This is a genomic window from Psychrobacter sp. 16-MNA-CIBAN-0192 (assembly GCF_040309565.1).
Lineage (GTDB): Bacteria > Pseudomonadota > Gammaproteobacteria > Pseudomonadales > Moraxellaceae > Psychrobacter.
The window spans coordinates 1-23413 of the sequence record NZ_JBEOOX010000012.1 but is presented as its reverse complement, the minus strand read 5'-3'; the positions used below and the strand labels follow the sequence as shown (position 1 = coordinate 23413).

Sequence of the window (23413 nt, the reverse complement as noted above, 5' to 3'; positions counted from 1 at the left end):
AATAAAGCGGTGGAAACCACATGGCACGCATATTATTGATAGAAGATGATAGCAATATTGCCGAGGGTATTATCCTCGGTTTAAAAAGCCACGGTATGATGGTCGATTGGTTTAGTGATGCTAGGCAAGGTGAAATGGCACTGCAAGAGAATATGTTTGATGCGGTGCTGCTTGATTTAACTTTGCCAAAAGGCGACGGCATGACCGTACTACAGAACTGGCGGGCAAAACAGTTAGATACGCCAGTTTTGATTATCACAGCTCGCGATGCCATTGCCAATCGTGTCGCGGGACTTAATGCTGGCGCGGATGATTATTTGGTTAAGCCGTTTGCATTGGATGAAGTGATTGCCCGTCTGCAAGCATTGATGCGTCGCAGTCAAGGACGCAGCCAACCGGAAATTCGTTATGGTGAGGTTGCCTATCAGCCACATACTCAGCAAGTAACGTATCAAGATCAAGTGGTTGAATTAACCATTAAAGAGGTGGCAATATTAGAGCAAATGCTGACCCATCCTAAGCAAATACATAGTAGAGCGAGTTTAGAAGACAAGCTATATGGCTGGCAACAAGATATCGACAGTAATGCCATTGAAGTGCATATTCATCATTTACGTAAAAAACTGGGCAATGACTTTATCTTAACAAAACGCGGTATCGGCTACTATCTTAATCCCACTTATGATCCTCACTAACGATAGCCTCGACTACGTTTAGCTTGTTGATTTCGTTTTTTTATTTAATAGTTGAGCCTATGAAAAGTATCCAGCAACGGCTGTTAACTTCCCTATTGATTGGTCTTCCTCTGCTCTGGGTACTTACCTCCAGCTTTATTGCGTGGCGGCTGTGGCACGAAATCAACGAGATGAATGACACCCAAATCACTCAAGTTGCCCGTTACTTAATAGGTGTCGCCCCTAAAGAGGACGACAATAAAAACGATTATGAGAAATATGATAATAAAAGTAAAAAAAAGCGCCCCGCGAAAATATATAATTTAAAAAGTGAGCAGCTGTCAGGTGACCTTGGTAAGGCCAAAGATGACTATATGGGCTTTGCTATTTGGGATAAAAACGGGCAGCTATTAATGGCGGATGCAAATGGTCAATCCTTTGCTTTTTTATCTGATAAGCATGGTTTTGTAGAAGCGCAGGATTCTGCCTATCAGCGTCTCAACCCATTTAGTAAGCGCTGGCGTTTATTTTATGTGCATGACGATCATGATGCCAAGCATAAAGATCGAGTGATTGCCGTCGGTCAAAACCTTGATTCTCGCCAAGAGATGATTGTCAGCGCCATAACTGTGCAAGTGCTACCGATGTTGATTGGGCTATTGGCGTTTATCGGTTTGGTGATTTGGTTAATTCGGCGCGGATTTATGCCGCTCACTCAAATCAGTGCCGAGCTTGAGCAACGTCAGCCGCAAGATGATAGTCCTATTACCGCAGATGTACCCAAAGAGATTCAACCTTTGGTGACCGCCTTAAATGTTTTATTTGTCAAAGTAGCAGAAACGCTAGCACGTGAGCAACGCTTTACCGCTGACGCCTCGCATGAGCTACGAAGCCCACTGGCCGCTTTAAAACTACAAGCGGATTTATTACAGCAGCAGCTATTACAGCTGCCAGATATAGAAGATGATAATCAGCTGTTTTATCATACTCAAAAAATCAGTAATGGTATTGAACGCGCTACTCACTTAGTCGATCAGCTGCTCATTTTAGCCAAAATAGAGCCGCAACAACAATTGCCACCTGAACAATTAGAAAAGCCAGACTGGCTGATGCTCACGGATATTGTGCTTAGTGATGTCAATCGTCTGGCGCGTGAAAAACATATTCAGTTAAAGCGTACCGTACTTTGCGACAATCCTATTGATATTTTACCCATTCTTATCAATCCAATATTATTCAAATTATTAATCCGCAACTTACTAGACAATGCGATTCGCTATTGTCCTGACGGCACCTTGATTGAACTTCAGTTAGATATTAATGCCATTAGCGTGGTTGATAATGGTTTAGGCGTAGAGCTAGAACAACTCGCTCGGTTAAGCGAGCGCTTTTATCGTCCAGCTGGTCAAAGCCAATTGGGTAGTGGCTTGGGACTGTCCATTGTTAATAGGATTGCAGAGCTTCACGGTCTCCAATTAGAATTTGCCAACCGTCTCCCACCAGAAGTAGGTTTTATTGCAACGGTCCGCACTAAAAAACCATCAAGCACCCTATAAATAATACTATTAAAATTTAAACAGCCCTTTCTTAAGTTTGATTTAATATTCACCCCGTATGCTACTTGTATTCCCTAATGATATATACGGAGTACATACTATGAGCTTACCTCTATTAAAACTCTTATTATTGACTGTCGGTGCGACTTCCTTAGTATTTTTTGGCGGCGTCGTCGCTTTATCTGTCCAATCGTCTACCACTGATAGCGTTTAAGCCGCAGCGAATGCTTTGCCTCCAAATCCTGATATGACCTCTTGAAGTTATAGGCTACACTGATATATTCAAACTAATATCTACTCGGTTCGAGAATATCTATGTATCATTCTATTCATGACGAGTTGCATTTAAGCAATCGCAATTATTGGCTAAGGGCGGCAGTGCTGGGCGCAAATGATGGATTGATTTCAACCGCCAGTCTACTGGTCGGTGTCGCAGCGGCAAGCCCAAGTAGCCAGACACTACTGCTTACAGGAGTAGCGGCATTGACAGCAGGTGCGTTATCCATGGCAGCTGGTGAGTATATTTCAGTATCATCACAAGCCGATACCGAAAAGGCGGATCTGGATAAAGAGCTGCACGAGCTGACGCATAATCCAGAGCGCGAACTGTACGAGCTGACAAGAATCTATGAGACTCGAGGACTTGATCATGCTTTAGCGCATCAAGTTGCTGTCGCCTTAACTGACCACAATGCACTGGAGGCTCATGCCCGTGACGAGATAGGTTTGAATGAGCTGAGTCAGGCAAAACCGATTCCTGCGTCCATTGCCTCAGCATTAGCTTTCATTACCGGAGCAATACTACCCGTTCTCGGCATTTTATTATTACCCGCGCACACACTGGTATGGTCATTATCATCTTTGACGGTCGTGGGCTTAATCTTACTTGGGGTAGTATCTGCCCGCTTAGGCGGTGCGCCTATTATTCCTGCTACAGCTCGAGTGGTAATTTGGGGTGTTTTAGCAATGGCTGCAACGTCATTAACTGGGCATTTATTTGGAGTAATGGTATAAATAACAGAGCTAATTTTCAGATCACAGCTTCATTGTTGTTGTACTTTATATATTAATATCCGTCGGCAAAAACATAAAGACGTTAGTTTTATTCATAATAATTATCATGAATTCATGCGACCTGTAGATAATCTTGAACATTTTAAAAAAATTGCACATTTTTTGTGTCAGACTTACTATAATCAATTAGACATTCGTTGATAGAATGGCTGGTTGGATATAATAAAATTAGGGATAAAATAATGACACAAAAACATATTTTAGCGTGTATTGATGGGTCGGCAGTCACAGAGTCCGTTTGCGATTACGCGGCATGGTATGCCAACCGTTTAGGGTTGCCGGTGGCATTATTACATGCTATTGACGTGCCAGCTTCGACCAGACGAGATTTGTCAGGCGCAATAGGCGTTAATAGTCGACAAGGTTTGTTAAAAGAATTGACAAAACTTGATGAGGAAAGAGCCAAAGTGGTGAATAGCTATAGTACAGCGCTGGTACAGGATGCTAAGAGCTATATTGAAGGCAAATTTGATGTACCCGTGGACATTTATCAGCGCCATGGCAAATTATTACCCTCTATTGAACATTTCAAAGCAGAAAACCGCGCCATTGTAATGGGCAGGCGCGGAGAAGACCATCAAAACAAACACATCAATATTGGCAGTCAAATAGAAACGGTTGCTCGTGCCTCAAGCATTCCTATTTTAATATGTTCAGAAGCGTTCACTACGCCCAAATCGTACATGATTGCGTTTGATGCCAGTAAAATCGCTATCACTGCCACACAAATGGTGTCGAGAAGCTATCTACTACAAGATATGCAAGGTCATATCGTGATGGTTGGCAATCATGATGAATTATCAAAGCAAAGCTTGGCGGCGGCAACGGCCGAGCTCTTATCCGCAGGCTTTAAGGTCACAGCGCATCACTTGCCAGCCACAGATGCGGTTAATGGGTTACTTACGTTTCAGGCTGAAAATGATATCGACATTATCGTCATAGGCGCGTATGGACGTTCGAGATGGAGCCAGTTATTTTTAGGGAGTACCACCACTGAAATTATCGCCAGTACTCTGTCGCCGGTTATTTTAGTGCGTTAAGGAACCTCACAATTACAACCAGTCACTAGTTCTTAGTCTCTCGATACAAGGTACTTTGCGCCTCTTTTTCAAAATCTTCAATGCTAATAGTTGAATCACGACTTGTCTGCCGTTGTTCAGGTTCTATGGAAGGTTGAGTTGCTACTGGCGCTGTAGTAGCAGGCAGTACGTTGGGCGCTGCTGGTTTGGAGGTATTTTGAGTATTCGCTTGGTCTGCCTCCATAGCCGCCGTTTCATCTGTTACAGGGGTTTGCTGAGTTGTATTAGCAGCCACGTCCTGATTTTTATGCTCTACTGTCTGGCTGTTGGTCTCTACAGACGGTGTTAAGGTTGATAAAACCCCTACTTTATTAAAAATAACAACGATTGCTGCACTCAATAATAAACCACATACTAGTCCAGTGGTTAGTAGCTTAATATTATTGACCGGTTTGGCAGGTATTTTGTCATTTTTTTGATGAAATAAATGGTTGTTAAGTAATGGCTTGAGTAGTTGGCTATCATAAGAACCAGTCTCAGTTTCATGATCACCTCTACTATGAGTCATAGCAAAAACGGGCGCGATAGTAGGTTCAGGTGTGTAGATAGGGTGATACAGAGGGGTTATCTCTTTGTCGAGCTCTGCCTTAATATCTACAATGTTGTTCGCCTGACTATCATTATTACTTTTAGTGAAAAAATCCAGCTCCTCTTCACTAAGAGGCGCATATGAGAATGTGACATTGAAGTCATCTTCAATAGCGTTATGGTTGCTCTCTTCTCCCTTACCATCGATTTGTTGTACTCTATTAATAAAGCGCTCGTAAATATCACTGGTACGCTGGGTTCTACCAAATCCTGTTTGGATTCCGTCCCCTTCCTTATATGCACTATTAGTATTGGATTTTACATTAGTATAATTTTTAGGTTCTTTCATAGGATATTAAGCCAGTTTTACCAGATATTTCTGTGTATTATAAAGGTGCCAATGGAGACTAGGATAGCCTGCTAAACGGTCAAATACGTTGCCTGTGATAGGTATTGTACAATATAGCTTTCTGATAGTCCGTCTGCAACATTCGTTTGTTCCCTAGCAGGTCGCTTATCGCAGTATAGTCAGCAAAAGTAATGCCAAAAACTTAGTTTGGCGAAAAATATACGCCGGGTGATAGTGAGTATCAGGATAGTATCTTATGGATTTAAAGCAGCTCAATGCCTTTATTACGATTGCAACCTTACAAAGCTTTAGTGCGGCAGCAAGCAGCACAGGATTGTCGCAGCCAAGCCTAAGTCGATTGTTAAAGCAGCTGGAGTTAGAGCTGGGCGTCACTCTTATCGATCGTTATCATCGACCGCTACGGTTGACTGACGCTGGACAGTTTTTTTATGACAAAGTGCGTACGTTGTTAACTGAGCTCGAGACTGTCACCAGTATGACCCAGCGTCTGGTAGCGCCGCGTTCAGCATTGAACATTGGCTTTGTGCCATCGGTGTTATATGGCTTGCTACCTGATATTATTGCCACTATGAAACGGCATGACCCTACGATTGCAGTCAATTTAAAGGACATCAGCTCCTATCAGCAGATTGAGGCGCTTAAGCGTGGCGATATCGATGTCGGTTTTAGCCGATTCTCCCATTGCGATGGCTGGATTCAACAAATTTTATTGCGTCATGAGCGTTATATGGTGGCACTGCCAAAAGCACATGCACTGGCACAGACACCCGATCAGCGCTTACTAGATTTAGTCAACAATCGCTTAATCTTATATCATCAAACTCACCTACCAGCGCACATTATTCATGACAGCGGGTCATCAATAACCGATAAAAAGGCTAATGTTACTGATATAGAAACTGAACCATTACTCAATTTATTTGCGCAGCATGGTGTTACGCCCTTAATGACCACGAAGGTGAGCGATTTGCAAGTGGCGCTTGGGTTGATTGCTGCGGGCGAAGGTATTACCTTGGTGCCAGCCAGCTTACAGACTGTGCGTACTGAGCAAATAAGCTATCAGAATTTGGTAAATGACAATGTTACCTCGCCTATTTATCTGCATACGCTAAAGGATGTGGTTCATCCTAGAGTGCCTGATTTATTAGCAGCGACTTACAAAGTCTATGAGCAGCGCGGTATGACTTATCAGCGGCAGCGATTTGTGTAATAGGTCATTTTTACTCACCGCGGCTTAAACCAGGGGATAAATAGCTGAAAGCCTATAAAGCGATACGAGAGATTTTGTTTTATTGCGAACTATATATTAGTGCCTTGCGTAAAAATAATCATTATCGTGAGCGTGGACAGATGTGATACAGTCACCGCCACGATTTTTTCTTTTATATTTGTGCTTTGCTGTATAACGAGCAAGTGATGACAGGCAAGCTATCACAGGTCAGTGATGGTGGGCAATTGAATATATTTTGAGGTACTCATGACCACACAACCTTCGAACACCGCTACGGCTGATAGCCAAGCGAATATCAGCGTCCCAACAGAAGCCTTTAGCTGGCGTATTTTTGGTCCCGGTATTTTAATGGCGACTGCTGCCATTGGTGGCTCGCATTTAGTTTCATCAACACAGGCGGGTGCTATATACGGTTGGCAGTTGGCGATCATGATTATTTTAGCCAACGTCTTTAAGTATCCTTTCTTTCGCTTCGGTACAGATTATGTCTATGACACAGGCGAGAGTTTGATTGCAGGCTATGCCAAACGCTCAAAAGCGTATCTGTGGATTTATTTTGTTTTATCTATCCTATCCGCGGTGATTAGTACAGGTGCAGTGACGCTACTTGCTGCAGTGATATTGGGCTTTATGTTGCCCGCTTCTGTGGGGCTGTCCAGTATTAGTTTAGCTATTATCATCGTTGCTGTTTGTTGGTTCTTTCTGATTGCCGGTCACTATAAGTTGCTCGATGGGGTGACTAAATGGATTATGATTGCGCTCGTGTCCGCAACTGTGGTCGCAGTGATGATTGCTGCTGGCAAGCCAACGGTAATGACCCCTGATTTCGTCCCTGCATCTCCTTGGAATCTAGCGACTTTAGGTTTTATTGTGGCATTGATGGGTTGGATGCCAGCACCGCTTGAGTTCGCTGCCATTACCTCGATGTGGACATCGGCAAAGAGAAAAGCGGACAACACCACTCATAAACAAGGTTTGCTTGATTTTAACGTGGGCTTCTTAGTGTCTGCTATTTTGGCCTTGTTCTTTTTATCGTTAGGTGTGTTTGTGCAGTATGGCTCTGGTCAAGAGATTCAAACCGCAGGTGTCGCTTATATTGATCAGCTTATCAATATGTATACAGCCACTATCGGCGAATGGTCAAGACTGCTGGTCGCCTTTGTCGCCTTCATGTGTATGTTTGGGACGACGATTACCTGTGCGGACGGTTACGGACGTGCCAATGCCGAATGCTGGCGCTTACTAAAAGGTGAAAGTGAGATTAATAAAAAGCAAATCGCCTTTTGGACCACTTATGCTATCGGCGGCGGTCTGGTGATTATTAGCTTCTTTGTCGGTCAATTAGGCGCTATGTTAAAGTTCGCTATGATATCGGCATTTATATCGGCGCCTATCTTTGGTTGGTTAAACTACTCGCTCGTGAAAAATCATAAAAAATTATCAGCCGGCATGAATGCCTATTCGATAGCAAGCCTTGTCTTTTTAGGTGGCTTTACTTTATTATTTTTAGCCAACCTTGCGGGTATCCTTGGCTAAGTGCTTGGTTTGCTATTAAGAAATTTCGTTATACATAAAAAAACCTCTATCGAAAAACGTTAGAGGTTTTTTTATGGCTTGCTATCTGTAAAAGCGTTTATTTTTAAAGCTGGGATGTTGTTAGAGTTGAATTAAATGTAACAAAATATAATTAATTATGGTCTGAAAAACGTAACACGTTAAGCAAAACAAATAACAGCTCGCTTAAAATATTAGTAAATGGATATAGTTATTCATTATATAGATACTTGTAATAAAACTACGTAAATGATTAAGATTTTTTAACAGGATGTATTTGACTGGTTCTTTCTAACCGAAGATAAATGCGTATACTCATAGGCAATCAATCATCTTTACCTTTATTTATTCAAAGGATTTTGCCATGACCTTACCTTCAGCAGGCGCTCGCTTTCGCAGTGCAATGAAACAAAAAAACGATAACAACCAACCGCTACAGATTGTAGGCGCAATTAACGCTTATACCGCGATGATGGCAACCCAAGTCGGTCATCAAGCGCTATATCTCTCTGGTGCTGGCGTGGCTAATGCCTCGTTTGGTTTGCCTGATTTGGGCATGACCAGCCTTGATAATGTCTTAGAAGATGCGCGCCGTATTACCGATGCCGTTGATACCCCATTATTGGTCGATATCGACACCGGTTTTGGTGGGGCGTTTAATATCGCCCAAACCATTCGTAAAATGGAAAAAGCAGGTGTCGCTGCGGTACATATCGAAGACCAAGTGGCGCAAAAGCGCTGTGGTCACCGCCCGAACAAAGAAATCGTTAGCATCTCAGAAATGGTTGATCGCTTAAAAGCAGCGCTTGATGCCAAAGTTGATAATGACTTTGTAGTGATGGCGCGTACGGATGCTTTATCTGTTGAAGGTCTTGATGCGGCTGTTGAACGTGCGGTTGCCTTTCAAGAAGCTGGCGCTGATATGATTTTTGCTGAAGCATTGACGGATATCGAGATGTATCGTAAGTTCACTGACGTGCTTGATATTCCAGTTCTTGCCAACATGACTGAATTTGGTCAGACCGATCTTTATACCACTGAGCAGTTATATGCAGTAGGTGTTGATATGGTGCTTTACCCATTGTCAGCCTTCCGTGCGATGAATAAAGCCGCGCTTAATGTTTATCAGCATCTACTCGATGATGGCACGCAAGAAAAAGTCGTCGATACCATGCAAACCCGAATGGAGCTCTATGATTTCTTAAACTATCATGAGTTTGAGCAAACGCTCGATAAATTGTTTGCCGATAAAAAATAGACTTTTTTATTGTATTGGACGCCGTTTTTAAGGGTATTAAAACCAGACGTTTTATTCAAAAGCCACCAACGAAAAGGAATTTATCATGGCAGCACAAAACCAAATACAAAAACAGTTATCAGGCGCAGGTCTTCGTGGACAAGTCGCTGGCAAGACCGCTCTATCTACCGTTGGAAAATCAGGCTCAGGTCTAACTTACCGTGGTTATGACGTATCAGAGCTGGCAGACAAATGCATCTTTGAAGAAGTCGCTTATATGTTGCTATACGGCAACTTGCCAACCCAAAGTGAGCTTGATGCCTATCAAACTAAATTGAAAGGCTTACGTGGCTTACCACAAGCATTAAAAGACGTCCTTGAGCGTATCCCTGCGGAAGCCCATCCAATGGATGTATTACGTACCGGTTGCTCTATGCTTGGCAACCTTGAGATGGAAACTGATTTCTCACAAGAGAATGATAAAACGGATCGTATGCTCGCCGTCTTCCCATCTATCATCAATTACTGGTACCGCTTTAGCCATGACAATGTACGTATTGAGACTGAAACCGATGACGATACCATTGGCGGTCACTTCCTGCATCTGCTCAAAGGCGAGAAGCCAAATGAGCTACATACTAAGGTGATGAACGTCTCATTAATCTTGTATGCAGAGCATGAGTTTAATGCCTCAACCTTTACCGCTCGCGTATGTGCCTCTACCTTGTCTGACATTCATTCTTGTATCACTGGCGCGATTGGTTCATTACGTGGTCATTTGCATGGCGGCGCCAACGAAGCGGCGATGGATATGATTGAAGGATTTACTTCTCCTGATCAAGCAGAGTCTGAGATGATGGCAATGCTGGCGCGTAAAGACAAAATCATGGGCTTTGGTCATGCTATCTATAGCGAATCAGATCCACGTAACGTCGTTATTAAAGGCTGGGCTGAAAAACTGGCAGCAGATGTTGGTGACGAGGTGTTATACCCAGTATCAGTACGCTGTGAAGAAGTCATGTGGCGCGAGAAAAAACTGTTCTGTAATGCTGACTTTTTCCATGCCTCAGCCTATCACTTCATGGGCATCCCAACCAAGCTGTTCACGCCAATCTTTGTTTGCTCGCGTCTGACAGGCTGGGCAGCACACGTGTTTGAGCAACGTGCTAACAACCGTATCATTCGCCCAAGTGCGGAATATACTGGTGAAGAGTTGCGCGCAGTACCAGAGATAAGTGCGCGTTAGTATATAAAATATCAAAAATATTTTTCCTTATAGCCAAAATGAGCGTTTCTGATCCTATACGCTTGTTTTGGTTCTTTTTAAAGTTTATCTCATCTACTCTCACTACCTTCTATACTGACATGAGTTTTTAAAAATGAATAACAAGACAGATTTAACTATTGATGAAGTTTTAGAAAAAGTAATGGATGGGCTTCCACTTCCTAAGGTTGCTAAGGAGTCATCAAATGAGTTTGTAAAACTAAGAAGAGAAATGCTTAAGGAGTCTGATAGAGGATTAGCACTATATGCTACTGCCCATATTGATAATGAGCTTGAAAATCTTTTGAGAAATATGCTTGTTGGAAGTAACCAACATTTAAATGAGCTTTTCTCTTTTAACGGTCCACTTGGCACATTCTCATCTAAAATTAAATTATCCTACTCTTTAGGTTTGATTAGTAAAGTGACAATGAATGACATTAATACCTTGAGAAAGATAAGAAATGAGTTTGCTCACTCTAATCAACCTCTTAGTTTTGAAACTAAAAAGAATAAAAACTTATGCAACAGTTTGCAGTTGAATGTTCAACCTGAAAACTCATCATCTCGTATTAAATTCATGAATGTAGTATCAGGAATTTCTGGACTTCTATACGGAGCTAATATCAAATCAAAGAAATTTGAAGAGTTAGAAAGCGTCAATCTAAAAGAGAGAAAGGATGGTTTTGATGCGCTTTTCGACTATTCAAAAGGTTTACTAGATCAGACAACTAAAGACAATTCTTAAAAAATAGAAACAGCTAACAGCCAAAGGTGACCCATGGACAACGCCCTAGTACAGCCGATGAATGAACAATTCAAAAAGCCACTGCCCGATACCGACCTATATTACTTTGATACCCGTGAAGCGATTGAGAATATCGAAGCTGGCGCGTATGACAAGCTACCATTCTGCTCAAAAGTATTGTGTGAAAACTTGGTACGCCGTTGCCCACCAGAAGACTTAACGGCTGCGCTTAAGCAGCATATTGAAGGCAAACAAGATTTAGATTTTCCTTGGTACCCTGCCCGCGTCGTCTGCCATGATATCTTAGGTCAGACCGCTTTTGTTGATTTGGCAGGTCTACGTGATGCCATCGCTGAGCAAGGCGGTGACCCATCAAAAGTAAATCCAATTGTACCAACGCAATTGATTGTCGACCATTCACTAGCCGTTGAGCATGCAGGCTTTGAAGAAAACGCCTTTGAGAAAAACCGCGCCATCGAAGAGCGCCGTAACGATGATCGTTTTCACTTTATCAATTGGTGTCAGTATGCCTTTGATAACGTCAACGTCGTACCGCCTGGTAACGGCATCATGCACCAAATTAACTTAGAAAAAATGTCGCCGGTTGTGCAAGTAGTCAAAAATAAAGCCGGTGAAGAAGTCGCTTTTGCTGATACCTTGGTAGGTACCGATAGCCATACGCCAATGGTTGATGCCTTAGGTGTTATCTCTATTGGTGTTGGTGGCTTAGAAGCTGAAAGCGTGATGTTGGGTAACCCATCATATATGCGCCTACCGGATTACGTTGGTGTTAAGCTAACGGGCAAACTGCAAAAAGGCATTACCGGCACCGATTTGGTACTCGCGATGACCGAGTTCCTACGTGATGCTGGTGTGGTTTCAACCTATATTGAATTCTTTGGTGAAGGTGCACGCGCGCTTACCGTTGGTGACCGTGCATCTATCTCAAATATGACACCAGAATATGGCGCAACCGCGGCGATGTTCTATATCGATGAGCAAACCATCGACTATTTACGTCTCACTGGTCGTTCTGAGGCTCAAATCAAATTGGTTGAGCAGTATGCTAAGCAAACTGGCCTATGGGCTGATGGCATGGAAAATGCGGTTTATGACCGTGTGCTTGATTTTGACTTGTCTGCAGTCGTCCGTAATATGGCGGGTCCTTCACGTCCACATGCTCGTGTTTCAACCACGGATTTGGTTGCTAAAGGCATTGCCCACGCTCCTGAAGATAAATTACCTGAACCAAAAGATGGTCTGATGCCAGATGGTGCGGTTATTATCGCCGCTATTACCAGCTGTACTAATACTTCTAACCCACGCAATATGGTTGCAGCAGGCTTAGTTGCTCGTAATGCTAATGAGAAAGGCTTGTTACGTAAGCCTTGGGTAAAATCATCATTAGCACCGGGCTCTAAAACGGTCAAAATGTACTTAGAAGAAGCTGGCTTGATGCCTGAGCTACAAGAAATTGGCTTTGATGTGGTTGGCTTTGCTTGTACCACTTGTAATGGCATGAGTGGCGCGCTTGATCCTGATATTGAAAAAGAAATCATCGATAATGATCTGTTCACCACTGCGGTATTGTCTGGTAACCGTAACTTTGATGGTCGTATCCACCCGTATGCCAAGCAAGCATTCTTAGCGTCACCGCCACTCGTTATCGCTTATGCTATCGCCGGCAACATTCGCTTTGATATTGAAAAAGATTCATTAGGCCAAGACCAAAACGGCAATGACGTTTATCTAAAAGATATCTGGTTCGATGATGATGAAGTAGATGCTATTGTTGCAAAAGCGGTGAAGCCTGAACAATTCAATGCTGTTTATATCCCAATGTTTGATGAGGCCAAAAGAGATACGGGTAAAGCGCTAAGCCCATTATACAATTGGCGTGATCAGACTACTTATATTCGCCGTCCACCCTATTGGGAAGGCAAAATGGCAGCGATGAATAAGCTAAAGGGTATGCGCCCGTTAGCAGTATTAGGTGACAACATCACTACTGACCATTTATCACCGTCTAATGCAATTTTGGGTGATTCAGCGGCTGGCGAGTACCTTGATACTATGGGCTTACCTGCGGAAGACTATAACTCTTACGCAACCCATCGCGGCGACCACTTAACGGCTCAACGTGCGACCTTTGCCAATCCTAAGTTGTTGAACGAGATGGTACGTGACGAGCAAGGTGAAGTCACCCAAGGATCGCTGGCTCGCGTTGAACCTGAAGGTCAAGTCATGCGCATGTGGGAAGCGATTGAAACCTATATGAACCGCGAGCAACCCCTTATCATTATCGCTGGCGACGGCTACGGTCAAGGCTCAAGCCGTGACTGGGCTGCCAAAGGTGTACGTTTGGCTGGCGTTGAAGTCGTCGTCGCAGAAGATTTTGAACGCATCCATCGTCAAAACTTGGTCGGTATGGGCGCACTACCTTTGCAGTTTAAAGAAGGTGTCAATCGTAATACACTAAATATAGATGGTACAGAAGTATTTGATATCGAAGGCGAAGTGTCGGCCGGTGGTGAGATGACATTGGTCATTAACCGCACAGATGGTGCTGTCGATAAAGCCTCAGTGAAATGTCGTTTAGATACCGCTGATGAAGTTAAAATGTATAACGCGGGCGGCATGCTACAGCGTTTTGCTAAAGAGTTTATTGATGGTACGTTAGATATTGCATAAGGGTTTAAGTTTTAAATAAGCAAAGAGCCGATGTTGTATAAATTATACGGCATCGGTTTTTTAATCTTTAGATATGAAAAATAATGAGCCTAGCGCTTTACGACGATAATCAAAGTATTAATTTAACATCACGATAAAAGTTCTCATGTGTGCCAACCATTAACAAAGTAAGGACAAGCTGACCATCATCGATTTGATAAGCCAATAATGTTAACTGCTTTAGCATTTTAAACTTATAAATTCGTACGGATGATAAGTCACCTACCTTTTGCACACCTAGCTCAGGATTGTCAATGATGGCACGTACAGCACCATCTAAATCAGCTTTCTGATTATTGTGCAATTTTTTAACGGCTTTTTTAAAACTATGTGACTGAATAACACTTAAAGACTGAGTCATTATTTATCCAAAATAAACTATCCAAATTCGTAAGGTTCAACCATACCAGCATCAACTTCTGCTTGCGCAATCAAAAGCTGACGAACAAATTCGTAAGATAGATCAGGGTTGTCTTCCATAATTTGTCCAATAGTTGCCCAATGCTCTATTTGCTTTGGCGGGGTACGATGTTGTGCTTTAGATATCGCATAGGCTTTATCAACCAGCGCCTTATTAAGACGTATGCTTGCAGTAGACATAACTTTCTCCATATTCAAAATATTAATCCCTGTGGTATTTTACCACAAAAATAGTGTATTAACGACTCTTACCCTAATAAGCAGGTATAAGGAATAAAAAATGACCCAATCAATTTCACAACATACACCTTTACAAAACACACCAGCATTTTCTCCACAAATCTCCGTCCCAGCCATCTATATGCGTGGCGGCACCTCAAAAGGCACCTTCTTTAAACTGTCCGACCTACCTGAGCGCTGCCAAGTGGCTGGCGAGTCGCGTGATAATTTCCTATTACGGGTTATCGGTAGCCCTGACCCTTATGGTAAGCAAATTGATGGTTTGGGCAATGGTAGCTCTAGCACTTCTAAGACGGTGATTTTATCGCCTGCTAACAACAGCCATGACAAAGCAGACCACGATGTCAACTATCTGTTTGGACAGGTCAATATCGCCAAACCAATGATTGATTGGGCAGGTAACTGTGGTAATTTAACCGCCGCCGTTGGCGCTTGTGCCATCAATATGGGCTTGGTAGATGCAGATAAAGTTGCTAACAGTACGGATAACGGCATTTGCGAAGTCCGTATTTGGCAAGAAAATATTGGCAAAACCATTATCGCCTATGTACCTGTCTATCTAAACGCACAAGGCAAGGTACAAGTACAAGAAACCGGCGATTTTGAATTAGACGGTGTGACCTTCCCTGCTGCTGAAGTTAAAATTGAATTTATTGACCCTGTTGACTCCTCTAGTGATATGTTCCCGACAAATAATCTGGTCGATGACTTTGATGTCTCAGGCTGTGGTCTAAATACTGATAGTGTTAAAGCGACTTTTATCAGTGCAGGTATCCCAACCATTTTTATGAACGCAGAAGATTTGGGATTTACCGGTACCGAGTTGCAAGGCGATATCAACAGCGATAGCGAAACCTTAGCCAAGTTAGAGGCAATCCGTGCCAAAGGTGGTGTGGCGATGGGCCTATTTAAAGACGTCAGTGAGGCACAAACCAGTCAACATATTCCAAAAATCGCATGGGTAGCTCCTGCGCAAAGTTACAACGCCTCAAGTGGCAAAGCAGTTGAGGCAGCAGATATTGACTTAGTGGTACGCGCTATGAGCATGGGACAACTACATCATGCCATGATGGGTACGGCAGCGGTCGCCATAGCAGCAGCAGCGACTACGCAAGGTACACTGGTTAACCAAGCGGCAAGTGCAGGCCAATCTGCAAAACAGCTAGGTGAAGTTCGTTTCGGTCATCCATCAGGAACGCTTTTAGTTGGCGGTAAAACCGAACAAGTCGATGGACGCTGGCAAGCCAAAAAAGTCTCGATGAGTCGCTCAGCCCGTCGTATTATGGTTGGTGAAGTCTTTGTACCGGCAGATGCGTTTTAGTTTTCTTTAGTCTATGCCTTGTATAGCTTTTTAGGTCAGTTTACTTTACGCTAATAACATGCCGAACCCACCTATTCTCAGTAAGTCCCCACTTGATAACAAGCCGCCGCTCAAAAAAGTTGAGCGGCGCGCATTGCTGTGGGATATCCTCAAAAAGCTTGCCATCTTTGCCGCACCTTATAAAACCCTAATCATTGCCACACTGATACTAACGGTACTCGGCTCCTTTACCGCGCAGGTCAATGCGTTTGTGCTGCGATATGCTGTTGACACCTTGACTGAAATCGCCACCCTTGCTGAGCCTTGGGAAGCTGGTTTACGTATGCTAGGCATCATTAGTGCGGTGCTCTTGACTAAAGAAGTGCTATCAATATTCATTTCTTTTGGGCAACGCTTCTTTGGTGAAAAGATTCGTATCAATCTCTCGCGTGATTTATCACAAAAAATCATTGAGCGTATCTTGACCTATCGCATGGCGTTTTATACCAGTAGCGAAAACGACAGTGGTAAATTGCAAACCCGTATTGATTATGGCGTTAGTAGTCTGACAAGCTTAGTGCAAAACTTCTTTATTGATATGTTGCCGCTGTTTGCCAGTGCAATCGTCTCGCTAATCATTATGTTTTCGACCAACTTTTGGATAGGCTTGGTTGGTCTAGTTATCATTCCGATTTACTTTTTCATCAGTCAAAAACAAGCCAAGCGCTTGCAAGGCTTTCGCAGGCAGATGCGTGGATTTAGAGAAGCTAAAAGCGGTCTTGTCATCTCGCTTATTAACTCTATCAGTGTTGTAAAGTCCTTTGTGCGTGAGTCTATCGAGGCGGAAAAACATTTAACCATTCAAAAAGAGATGACGGACAATCAGCTTAGAATCCGCAGCCTTGGCTTTATTTACGATGCGATAAAAACCTTTATCGAGCAAATCGGCGTGGTGGTGATTATTTTACTGACCGCCTACTTTGTCTTAAAGGGTGAAATGACTATCGGCATGATTTTATTTCACGTACTACTGTTCCAAAACGTTGCAGCCCCTATCCGTCAATTACATCGTATCTATGACCAAATCAATAATGCTTTAACTTATGCTGAAGGCTTTTTTGAGATATTAGATGATGATAAACAAGTTGAGAATATTGATGGGATTAGTAGCAAAGGCCTAAAGGGTCAGATTGAATTAAAAAACGTGGATTTCACTTATCCTAATGGCACCCAAGCGCTCAAAGATGTCAGTTTTACTATTAAACCCAATCGTATTACCGCGCTGGTGGGCTTAAGTGGTGCTGGCAAGAGTACCATTATTAATCTATTGGTGCGTTTTTATGAGCCTGACGCGGGCACGATATATTTAGATGGTCAGAATCTAGCCGACTATAATACTCATGAACTTCGCCAAAATATCGGTTTGGTACTACAAAGCAACCATATTTTCTCAGGGACGATTAGCGAGAATATCCGCTATGGCGATATGAATGCCAGTGAGGAAGATATTGTCATTGCCGCAAAAAAAGCCTCGATTCATGAACAAATCATTTCGCTATCTAAAGGCTATGAGAGTAGCGCAAAATCTCTATCAGGCGGACAACAGCAACGTATTGCGCTGGCACGAATGTTCTTAAAAGATCCGCCGATTGTATTTTTGGATGAGCCAACCGCAAGCCTAGATGCCATTGCCAGTCAGCAAGTTAAGAAAAGCCTAGATTTGATTAAAAAAGATAGGACGGTGATTATGGTATCGCACAATATCGCCCAAATCATCGACGCTGATGATTTGGTAGTGATAGAAGACGGGCGCGTGGTTGAGACGGGCACTCACGAGGAGTTATATGAGCAGCGCGGTAAATACTTTGAAATCTTTAGCGCCATGTCAGATAGCCTCAATTTGGATAAAATCAGTCAAACTTTACAGGGTTAAGGGGCTATTAATCCGTTATAGCCTCAAACACCCTGAAACCGTTATAATCGTGCAGCAAAATAGTCTTATAATTAACCTTTTTATCCCTGCCACATAAGTTGCCCAGAAGCTATTTTCCTATGACCCCTGAATTTTCTATAAAAACCTTTGATGAGCTGACCTCAGTTGATCTGTATCATATTTTAAAAGCGCGCTCGCAGGTATTTGTGGTCGAGCAAACCTGTGCCTATCAAGACATTGATGAAGCTGATTTTGACTGTCTGCATCTGGTCGCACACCATAATGAAAAACTGATTGGCTATTGCCGCATTATTACGCCCGACGCTTCCGCAGAGTCCATTCCTGCTATTGGTAGAGTATTGGTGTTGCCTCAGTACCGAGGTAATGGTTTAGCACGCAAAATCATGACAGAAGCGATTAAGTATTGCCATAAAAAATATGGTAAGAAAACGCCAATAGCCATTGCCGCACAGACTTATCTCATTAACTTTTATCAATCGCTGGGGTTTATTGCCAATAGTGACTTTTATCTGGCAGATGGTCTTGAGCATGTCAACATGGTGTTATATCCCGCTAAGAAAGTCAAAGCACCCTCGCAAAGCTCAGGTGCCAGCACCATTCTAAATTCTATACTGTTGGTCTTAGCCGTGTTATTCGTCATCGGTGTGGTTTATTTGATGATTTAACGGGCTTGATAAATAACATAGAATTCATTTTAAATGCCATACTTTTAAATGACACCATGAGCACGAAAAACCATGAAAAATAGCAATAACACCCCTTTTTCACCAGCATCACTCACGTGGCAACTGACCACGTTTTCTGAGCTCAGTGGCTATCAGGTCTATCACATCATCCAAGCCCGTGAACAGGTTTTTGTGAAAGATCAACACTGTACCTATATCGATGCTGATGGTCAGGATATCGACGCGATGCATTTATCTGGTTATTTCCCTGCCTATCAAAACGATAAAGACAATGAAAGTAAAGACACTCAGAACGTCAATCCGCAACTGGTAACTTATTGCCGGATTCTTACGTCGACGACACCGCAGCGCTATCCTATTATCGGGCGCGTCTTAGTATTGGCGGATTATCGCGGCTTTGGGCTGGCACGCGAGCTTATGATACGCGCGATTGAGTATTGTCATCTACACTTCCCTAATCAGCCGATTCATTTGTCAGCTCAAACCTATTTGACTCAATTTTATGAATCGTTAGGTTTTGTCTGTGAGGGCGATGTTTATAGCGTGGAAGGTATTGAACATGTGCATATGATATTAGCAGCGCATTAAATATAAAAGTCTGACTTAAACGGGTTTCACACTGTCTAGATTTTACACTATGTCACTGTGGTCTTATATTGAGTATGCTATTTTTAATGTCTATGTATGATAAGTACAGGCATGATAGCGACTCACGGATGAGGAGAGGATAATGGCTGGTGTAGAAAAGACGACGGTAGAGAGTAATATTCGCCCAGAATATGATATAGAAATTCAAAAAATAGCTGATTACGTGCTCAATTACTCGATAGATGAGGACTCTCCCAATAGTAGAGATGCATGGAATACCGCGCGCTACTGCCTGATGGATACGCTCGGCTGCGGGCTGCTTGCCCTACGTTTCCCTGAATGTACCAAGCATTTAGGCGCTGAATGTGCCGAGCAAATCACCCCAAATGGCGCACGTGTTCCCGGTACTTCATATCGTTTAGACCCCATAAAAGCCGCGTTTGATATAGGCTGTATGGTGCGCTGGCTTGATTATAATGACACCTGGCTGGCGGCTGAATGGGGGCATCCTTCTGATAATTTAGGGGCAATTTTGGCGGTTGCTGATTATATCAGTCAGCAAAACGTCAGCCAAGGGCGTGTGCCTTTAATCATGCGCGAGGTGTTAGAAGCTATGATTATGGCACACGAGATTCAAGGGGTCATCGCGTTAAAGAACTCTTTTAATCGCGTGGGTCTGGATCATGTGTTTTTAGTGAAATTGGCATCAACCGCGGTCGTTGCAAAACTTTATAAGCTACCACGTGAACGTATTATGGCGGCACTCTCACAAGCGATTGTTGATGGTCAAGCACTGCGTACTTATCGTCATGCACCCAACGCCGGTAGCCGTAAGTCTTGGGCGGCAGGGGATGCGACCAGTCGCGCCGTACGTTTGGTTGATATCACAAGACGCGGTGAGATGGGCATCCCGGGTGCGCTGACTGCCCCGCAATGGGGTTTTTATGATGTATTGTTTAGCCATACCAATGCAGACTTAGCGCTTAAACCTGAAAGCGAACGCCTATTTAAGTTCCAGCGTGAATTTGGTAGTTATGTGATGGAAAATATTTTATTTAAAATCAGTTTTCCTGCCGAGTTTCATGCCCAAACTGCCTGTGAAGCCGCGGTCATTTTAGCGCCACGTATTGAAGACAATATTGATGATATCGAAAAAATAGTTATTACTACGCATGAATCGGCGATACGCATCATATCCAAAGAAGGTACATTGGACAATCCTGCCGATCGTGACCACTGCTTGCAATATATGGTTGCCGTTGCGCTATTAACCGGCGACTTGATGGCAGAAAATTATGAAGACGATTATCATGCAGAGCATCATCTTGCCATTGATACACTGCGCTGTAAGATGGTGGTGATAGAAGACCCAAGCTATTCACACGACTACCATGACCCTAATAAGCGCTCGATTGCCAATGCCATTCAAATCTTCTTTAAAAATGGTAGCAGCACCGATAAAGTAGCAGTTGAATACCCGCTGGGTCATAAACGCCGCCGGCATGAAGGTATTCCCATACTTGAGGCGAAATTCCAAGCCAGTCTCGCCACGCGTTTTATCAGTAGTCGCTGCGAGGAGATTATTGCGCTTTGTAGTCATCAAGCAAAGCTAGAGCAAACCCCTGTTAATGAGTTTATGGCGCTGTTTGCAACTCCTTAACGTGGCAGCTTTACCTTTACTTAACGCAATGTTTTAACCTGATTTTATCCTAATATCAATCCATGCCGCAGTATTACCACGGTATGGATTCCCCTGCCCAATCTACAAAGCTACCGGACTGAGCAGCGCTCATAGTGGCAAGTACTTCCAGCAAGCATTCGGCACTATAGGCGGGCGTGAATAAATGCCCATCAGCCACATTGCTTTGAAACGGTGCCGATAATTGCGTATTGACTGTACCCGGTTGCATAACCACCACGCACATATCTTTGAGCGAGCGACTCCATTCGATACTGAGGTTTTTCATACCCATATTAAGGGCAGCTTTACTCATACGATAGCTATACCAGCCGCCAATTTGGTTATCCCCGATACTACCGACACGCGCCGATATGGTGGCAAAAATAGCAGGATGAGCTGGGCTACGTTCTGCTTTTTCCAGTAATGGCTTGATATGTTTGGCAATCAGTAAACTTGCCAACGCATTTATTTGCATATTCTGCATAAAAAAATCAGTCTCAACCTGTCTCAGCGCCTTTTCAGGTTGTGTGATCTCGGTATGTAGCAAACCAACGCAGTTAATCACCCAGTCAAGATGTCTACTATGCTGTTGTATGGCAGCAGCTGCCTGCTGAATACTGTCCTCATCACTGACATCCATGGGCAACCAGTGCAGATTGTCAGCCTCCAACTCTGGCACACTCTTATGGTACGTGGCGTAAACTTGAATGCTACTGTTCTCACTATGCTCATTTTTAGTAGTTTTTACCAGCTGCTCTACCATGGCTTGACCGATACCACCTGTACCGCCAACGATAAGATACGTTTTAGATTCCATACTGACACCTCTCTATGTTCTATTTTTCGCTTTCTTCATTGCTTATTAAGATTACTACCCTAGCACTCATGTCACTTAACGCTATGTCTATAGCTCAATTATGGCGTTGTTTTTGAACACTTAACAGTTGAGATAAGTAAGTCATTAGCTTTTTTTAGGCACAAAAAAGCCGCCTCGATGGGCGGCTAGTGATGACAGTTTTATCAATACTTGAGCTTAGTTTAGCAAGATAACTCTATATCTGTGCTAATGCGCGGAGGTTTTTTGCACAGTAGCTACTGGAACTTCATTGTGCTCAACATCGTACAATTTGCCTTCTGAGAAGTAATCACCTTCAGTTAGGTCAATCATCAAATCAGGATGTACTGAACGAACTTCTGTACCCGCAGCAAATACTGATTGATTCTCTGAATTACCGACAGTCATATGGTTAAACAGTAAGTTTAACGCAATGGCCATGATAGCAGATGAGCTGATGCCTGAATGGAAAATAGTCGCAAACCAGTCTGGGAATTGATCGTAGAACGCAGGTGCTGCAATCGGTAACATACCAAAGCCGATAGAAGTTGCAACAATGATAAGGTTCATATTGTTGGTATAGCTTACTTGCGCTAGGGTACGAATACCACTGGCTGCAACCGTACCGAACAATACGATACCCGCGCCGCCTAGTACAGCGGTTGGAACCGTTGCAATAACACGACCCATGATAGGCATTAAACCAAGAACCACTAAGATGATACCAGCGTAAGCCACTACAAAACGGCTCTTAACGCCCGTTACTGCAACCAAACCAACGTTCTGAGCAAAAGCACTTTGAGTGAATGAACCAAACATTGGCGCAACGATACTAGCAACCATGTCAGCACGCAAGCCATTACCTAAGCGTTTTGAGTCAACTTCGGTATCAATAATATCACCAACAGCCAAGATGTCAGCTGAGGTTTCAACTAAAATCACCAATACAACGATGAACATAGAGATGATAGCAGCCAGTTCAAACTTAGGCGCACCAAAATGGAACGGCGTTGGGAATGCGAAGATAGAACCGGTAGTAACACCAGAGAAGTCTACCAAGCCTAGCGCCCATGCAACGACCGTACCGATAACCATAGCCAGCAAGATTGACAAGCGACTGATAGCAGCATTGCCCGCTTTACTTAGGAGTAATACCACGAGTAAGGTAAAACCGGCAAGACCGATATTGGTCATGCTACCAAAATCAGGGGCTTTACTGTTGCCGCCCATTGCCCAACGTGCAGCAACTGGCATCAAAGTTAGACCAATGGTGGTAATAACCGTACCCGTCACTAATGGCGGGAAGAATCGAATAATTTGGGAGAAAATGGGCGTGATTAAGAAACCAAGAGCTGACGCTGCAATCACCGCACCGAATACTGAAGGTAATCCGCCTCCTGCTGTCACAATTGCAACGATGGTTGCAACACTGGCAAAAGAAACCCCTTGAACCAATGGTAATTGGCAACCAAAGAATGGGATACCTATCGTTTGTAGTAACGTCGCTAAACCACCAATAAATAAAGAGGCAGCAATCAATAGACCAATTTCAGCTGGCGTTAGTCCAGCAGCTTGCCCAACAATCAGCGAATACTGAAGGTAATCCGCCTCCTGCTGTCACAATTGCAACGATGGTTGCAACACTGGCAAAAGAAACCCCTTGA

Annotated in this window: 19 protein-coding genes and 1 pseudogene; 15 read left to right on the top strand and 5 right to left on the bottom strand. The window is 43.3% G+C overall.

Annotated elements, in window-relative coordinates; all coding sequences use genetic code 11:
* The first annotated feature begins 20 nt into the window (after positions 1-20).
* From AAEY78_RS09820 to AAEY78_RS09805, 4 genes are all read left to right on the top strand, one after another.
* Positions 21-695, top strand: coding sequence for a response regulator (locus tag AAEY78_RS09820; RefSeq protein ID WP_352339165.1), 675 nt, complete (start codon positions 21-23; stop codon positions 693-695).
* Between the two features lie 59 nt (positions 696-754).
* Positions 755-2230 (top strand): ATP-binding protein, encoded by a 1476-nt coding sequence (locus tag AAEY78_RS09815; RefSeq protein WP_352339164.1) that lies wholly within the window; start codon positions 755-757, stop codon positions 2228-2230.
* A 315-nt stretch (positions 2231-2545) separates the two neighbouring features.
* The gene (locus AAEY78_RS09810; protein ID WP_352339163.1) at positions 2546-3244 is read left to right on the top strand and encodes a VIT1/CCC1 transporter family protein; all 699 of its coding nucleotides are present in this window, start codon (positions 2546-2548) and stop codon (positions 3242-3244) included.
* A 242-nt stretch (positions 3245-3486) separates the two neighbouring features.
* On the top strand, positions 3487-4344 hold the full coding sequence (locus AAEY78_RS09805) for a universal stress protein (RefSeq protein ID WP_352339162.1): 858 nt from the start codon (positions 3487-3489) through the stop codon (positions 4342-4344).
* Between the two features lie 25 nt (positions 4345-4369).
* On the opposite strand, the gene AAEY78_RS09800 is transcribed toward AAEY78_RS09805, so the two are convergent.
* Positions 4370-5260: a hypothetical protein gene (locus tag AAEY78_RS09800; RefSeq protein WP_352339161.1), complete on the bottom strand. Its 891-nt coding sequence runs from the start codon at positions 5258-5260 to the stop codon at positions 4370-4372.
* A gap of 256 nt (positions 5261-5516) precedes the next feature.
* On the opposite strand from AAEY78_RS09800, the gene AAEY78_RS09795 reads away from it, so the two are divergent.
* The 6 genes from AAEY78_RS09795 (at position 5517) to acnD (ending at position 14006) form a co-directional block, all read left to right on the top strand.
* Entirely contained in the window at positions 5517-6491 is a 975-nt protein-coding gene (locus AAEY78_RS09795) for a LysR family transcriptional regulator (protein ID WP_352339160.1), read from the top strand.
* 267 nt (positions 6492-6758) lie between these two features.
* Entirely contained in the window at positions 6759-8048 is a 1290-nt protein-coding gene (locus tag AAEY78_RS09790) for an NRAMP family divalent metal transporter (protein ID WP_352339159.1), read from the top strand.
* A gap of 382 nt (positions 8049-8430) precedes the next feature.
* Positions 8431-9324, top strand: coding sequence for a methylisocitrate lyase (gene prpB, locus AAEY78_RS09785; protein ID WP_352339158.1), 894 nt, complete (start codon positions 8431-8433; stop codon positions 9322-9324).
* Between the two features lie 85 nt (positions 9325-9409).
* Entirely contained in the window at positions 9410-10549 is a 1140-nt protein-coding gene (gene prpC / locus AAEY78_RS09780) for a bifunctional 2-methylcitrate synthase/citrate synthase (protein WP_352339157.1), read from the top strand.
* A gap of 133 nt (positions 10550-10682) precedes the next feature.
* Positions 10683-11315 (top strand): MltR family transcriptional regulator, encoded by a 633-nt coding sequence (locus AAEY78_RS09775; RefSeq protein WP_352339156.1) that lies wholly within the window; start codon positions 10683-10685, stop codon positions 11313-11315.
* Between the two features lie 57 nt (positions 11316-11372).
* Positions 11373-14006 carry a Fe/S-dependent 2-methylisocitrate dehydratase AcnD gene (acnD, locus tag AAEY78_RS09770; protein ID WP_352339234.1) on the top strand — a complete coding sequence of 878 codons (2634 nt, stop codon included), beginning with the start codon at positions 11373-11375 and terminating at the stop codon, positions 14004-14006.
* 109 nt (positions 14007-14115) lie between these two features.
* Here the strand turns inward: acnD and AAEY78_RS09765 are convergent, their stop codons facing one another.
* Together AAEY78_RS09765 and AAEY78_RS09760 are read right to left on the bottom strand one after the other, a co-directional pair.
* Positions 14116-14406: a type II toxin-antitoxin system RelE/ParE family toxin gene (locus AAEY78_RS09765; protein WP_352339155.1), complete on the bottom strand. Its 291-nt coding sequence runs from the start codon at positions 14404-14406 to the stop codon at positions 14116-14118.
* Positions 14407-14423: 17 nt separating this feature from the next.
* A complete protein-coding gene (locus tag AAEY78_RS09760) occupies positions 14424-14645 on the bottom strand; it encodes a TA system antitoxin ParD family protein (protein ID WP_068404729.1) in 222 nt (73 codons plus the stop codon).
* 100 nt (positions 14646-14745) lie between these two features.
* Here AAEY78_RS09760 and prpF point away from each other — a divergent pair, with 100 nt between their 5' ends.
* The 5 genes from prpF (at position 14746) to AAEY78_RS09735 (ending at position 20893) form a co-directional block, all read left to right on the top strand.
* Positions 14746-16026 carry a 2-methylaconitate cis-trans isomerase PrpF gene (prpF, locus tag AAEY78_RS09755; RefSeq protein WP_352339154.1) on the top strand — a complete coding sequence of 427 codons (1281 nt, stop codon included), beginning with the start codon at positions 14746-14748 and terminating at the stop codon, positions 16024-16026.
* 58 nt (positions 16027-16084) lie between these two features.
* The gene (locus tag AAEY78_RS09750; RefSeq protein ID WP_352339153.1) at positions 16085-17938 is read left to right on the top strand and encodes an ABC transporter ATP-binding protein; all 1854 of its coding nucleotides are present in this window, start codon (positions 16085-16087) and stop codon (positions 17936-17938) included.
* Positions 17939-18057: 119 nt separating this feature from the next.
* Entirely contained in the window at positions 18058-18624 is a 567-nt protein-coding gene (locus AAEY78_RS09745; protein ID WP_352339152.1) for a GNAT family N-acetyltransferase, read from the top strand.
* Positions 18625-18696: 72 nt separating this feature from the next.
* On the top strand, positions 18697-19233 hold the full coding sequence (locus AAEY78_RS09740) for a GNAT family N-acetyltransferase (protein WP_352339151.1): 537 nt from the start codon (positions 18697-18699) through the stop codon (positions 19231-19233).
* Between the two features lie 142 nt (positions 19234-19375).
* The gene (locus AAEY78_RS09735) at positions 19376-20893 is read left to right on the top strand and encodes a bifunctional 2-methylcitrate dehydratase/aconitate hydratase (RefSeq protein WP_352339150.1); all 1518 of its coding nucleotides are present in this window, start codon (positions 19376-19378) and stop codon (positions 20891-20893) included.
* Positions 20894-20966: 73 nt separating this feature from the next.
* On the opposite strand, the gene AAEY78_RS09730 is transcribed toward AAEY78_RS09735, so the two are convergent.
* Positions 20967-21731: an SDR family oxidoreductase gene (locus AAEY78_RS09730; RefSeq protein WP_352339149.1), complete on the bottom strand. Its 765-nt coding sequence runs from the start codon at positions 21729-21731 to the stop codon at positions 20967-20969.
* 246 nt (positions 21732-21977) lie between these two features.
* A pseudogene (locus AAEY78_RS09725) lies at positions 21978-23336 on the bottom strand (nucleobase:cation symporter-2 family protein); the annotation flags it as partial.
* Positions 23337-23413: the final 77 nt, after the last annotated feature.

Bases quoted from the DNA above. Each gene is read 5' to 3' on its own strand.
- AAEY78_RS09820 (WP_352339165.1), top strand. From the start codon at position 21: ATGGCACGCATATTATTGATAGAAGATGATAGCAATATTGCCGAGGGT.
- AAEY78_RS09815 (WP_352339164.1), top strand. From the start codon at position 755: ATGAAAAGTATCCAGCAACGGCTGTTAACTTCCCTATTGATTGGTCTT.
- AAEY78_RS09810 (WP_352339163.1), top strand. From the start codon at position 2,546: ATGTATCATTCTATTCATGACGAGTTGCATTTAAGCAATCGCAATTAT.
- AAEY78_RS09805 (WP_352339162.1), top strand. From the start codon at position 3,487: ATGACACAAAAACATATTTTAGCGTGTATTGATGGGTCGGCAGTCACA.
- AAEY78_RS09800 (WP_352339161.1), bottom strand. From the start codon at position 5,260: ATGAAAGAACCTAAAAATTATACTAATGTAAAATCCAATACTAATAGT.
- AAEY78_RS09795 (WP_352339160.1), top strand. From the start codon at position 5,517: ATGGATTTAAAGCAGCTCAATGCCTTTATTACGATTGCAACCTTACAA.
- AAEY78_RS09790 (WP_352339159.1), top strand. From the start codon at position 6,759: ATGACCACACAACCTTCGAACACCGCTACGGCTGATAGCCAAGCGAAT.
- prpB (WP_352339158.1), top strand. From the start codon at position 8,431: ATGACCTTACCTTCAGCAGGCGCTCGCTTTCGCAGTGCAATGAAACAA.
- prpC (WP_352339157.1), top strand. From the start codon at position 9,410: ATGGCAGCACAAAACCAAATACAAAAACAGTTATCAGGCGCAGGTCTT.
- AAEY78_RS09775 (WP_352339156.1), top strand. From the start codon at position 10,683: ATGAATAACAAGACAGATTTAACTATTGATGAAGTTTTAGAAAAAGTA.
- acnD (WP_352339234.1), top strand. From the start codon at position 11,373: ATGAATGAACAATTCAAAAAGCCACTGCCCGATACCGACCTATATTAC.
- AAEY78_RS09765 (WP_352339155.1), bottom strand. From the start codon at position 14,406: ATGACTCAGTCTTTAAGTGTTATTCAGTCACATAGTTTTAAAAAAGCC.
- AAEY78_RS09760 (WP_068404729.1), bottom strand. From the start codon at position 14,645: ATGTCTACTGCAAGCATACGTCTTAATAAGGCGCTGGTTGATAAAGCC.
- prpF (WP_352339154.1), top strand. From the start codon at position 14,746: ATGACCCAATCAATTTCACAACATACACCTTTACAAAACACACCAGCA.
- AAEY78_RS09750 (WP_352339153.1), top strand. From the start codon at position 16,085: ATGCCGAACCCACCTATTCTCAGTAAGTCCCCACTTGATAACAAGCCG.
- AAEY78_RS09745 (WP_352339152.1), top strand. From the start codon at position 18,058: ATGACCCCTGAATTTTCTATAAAAACCTTTGATGAGCTGACCTCAGTT.
- AAEY78_RS09740 (WP_352339151.1), top strand. From the start codon at position 18,697: ATGAAAAATAGCAATAACACCCCTTTTTCACCAGCATCACTCACGTGG.
- AAEY78_RS09735 (WP_352339150.1), top strand. From the start codon at position 19,376: ATGGCTGGTGTAGAAAAGACGACGGTAGAGAGTAATATTCGCCCAGAA.
- AAEY78_RS09730 (WP_352339149.1), bottom strand. From the start codon at position 21,731: ATGGAATCTAAAACGTATCTTATCGTTGGCGGTACAGGTGGTATCGGT.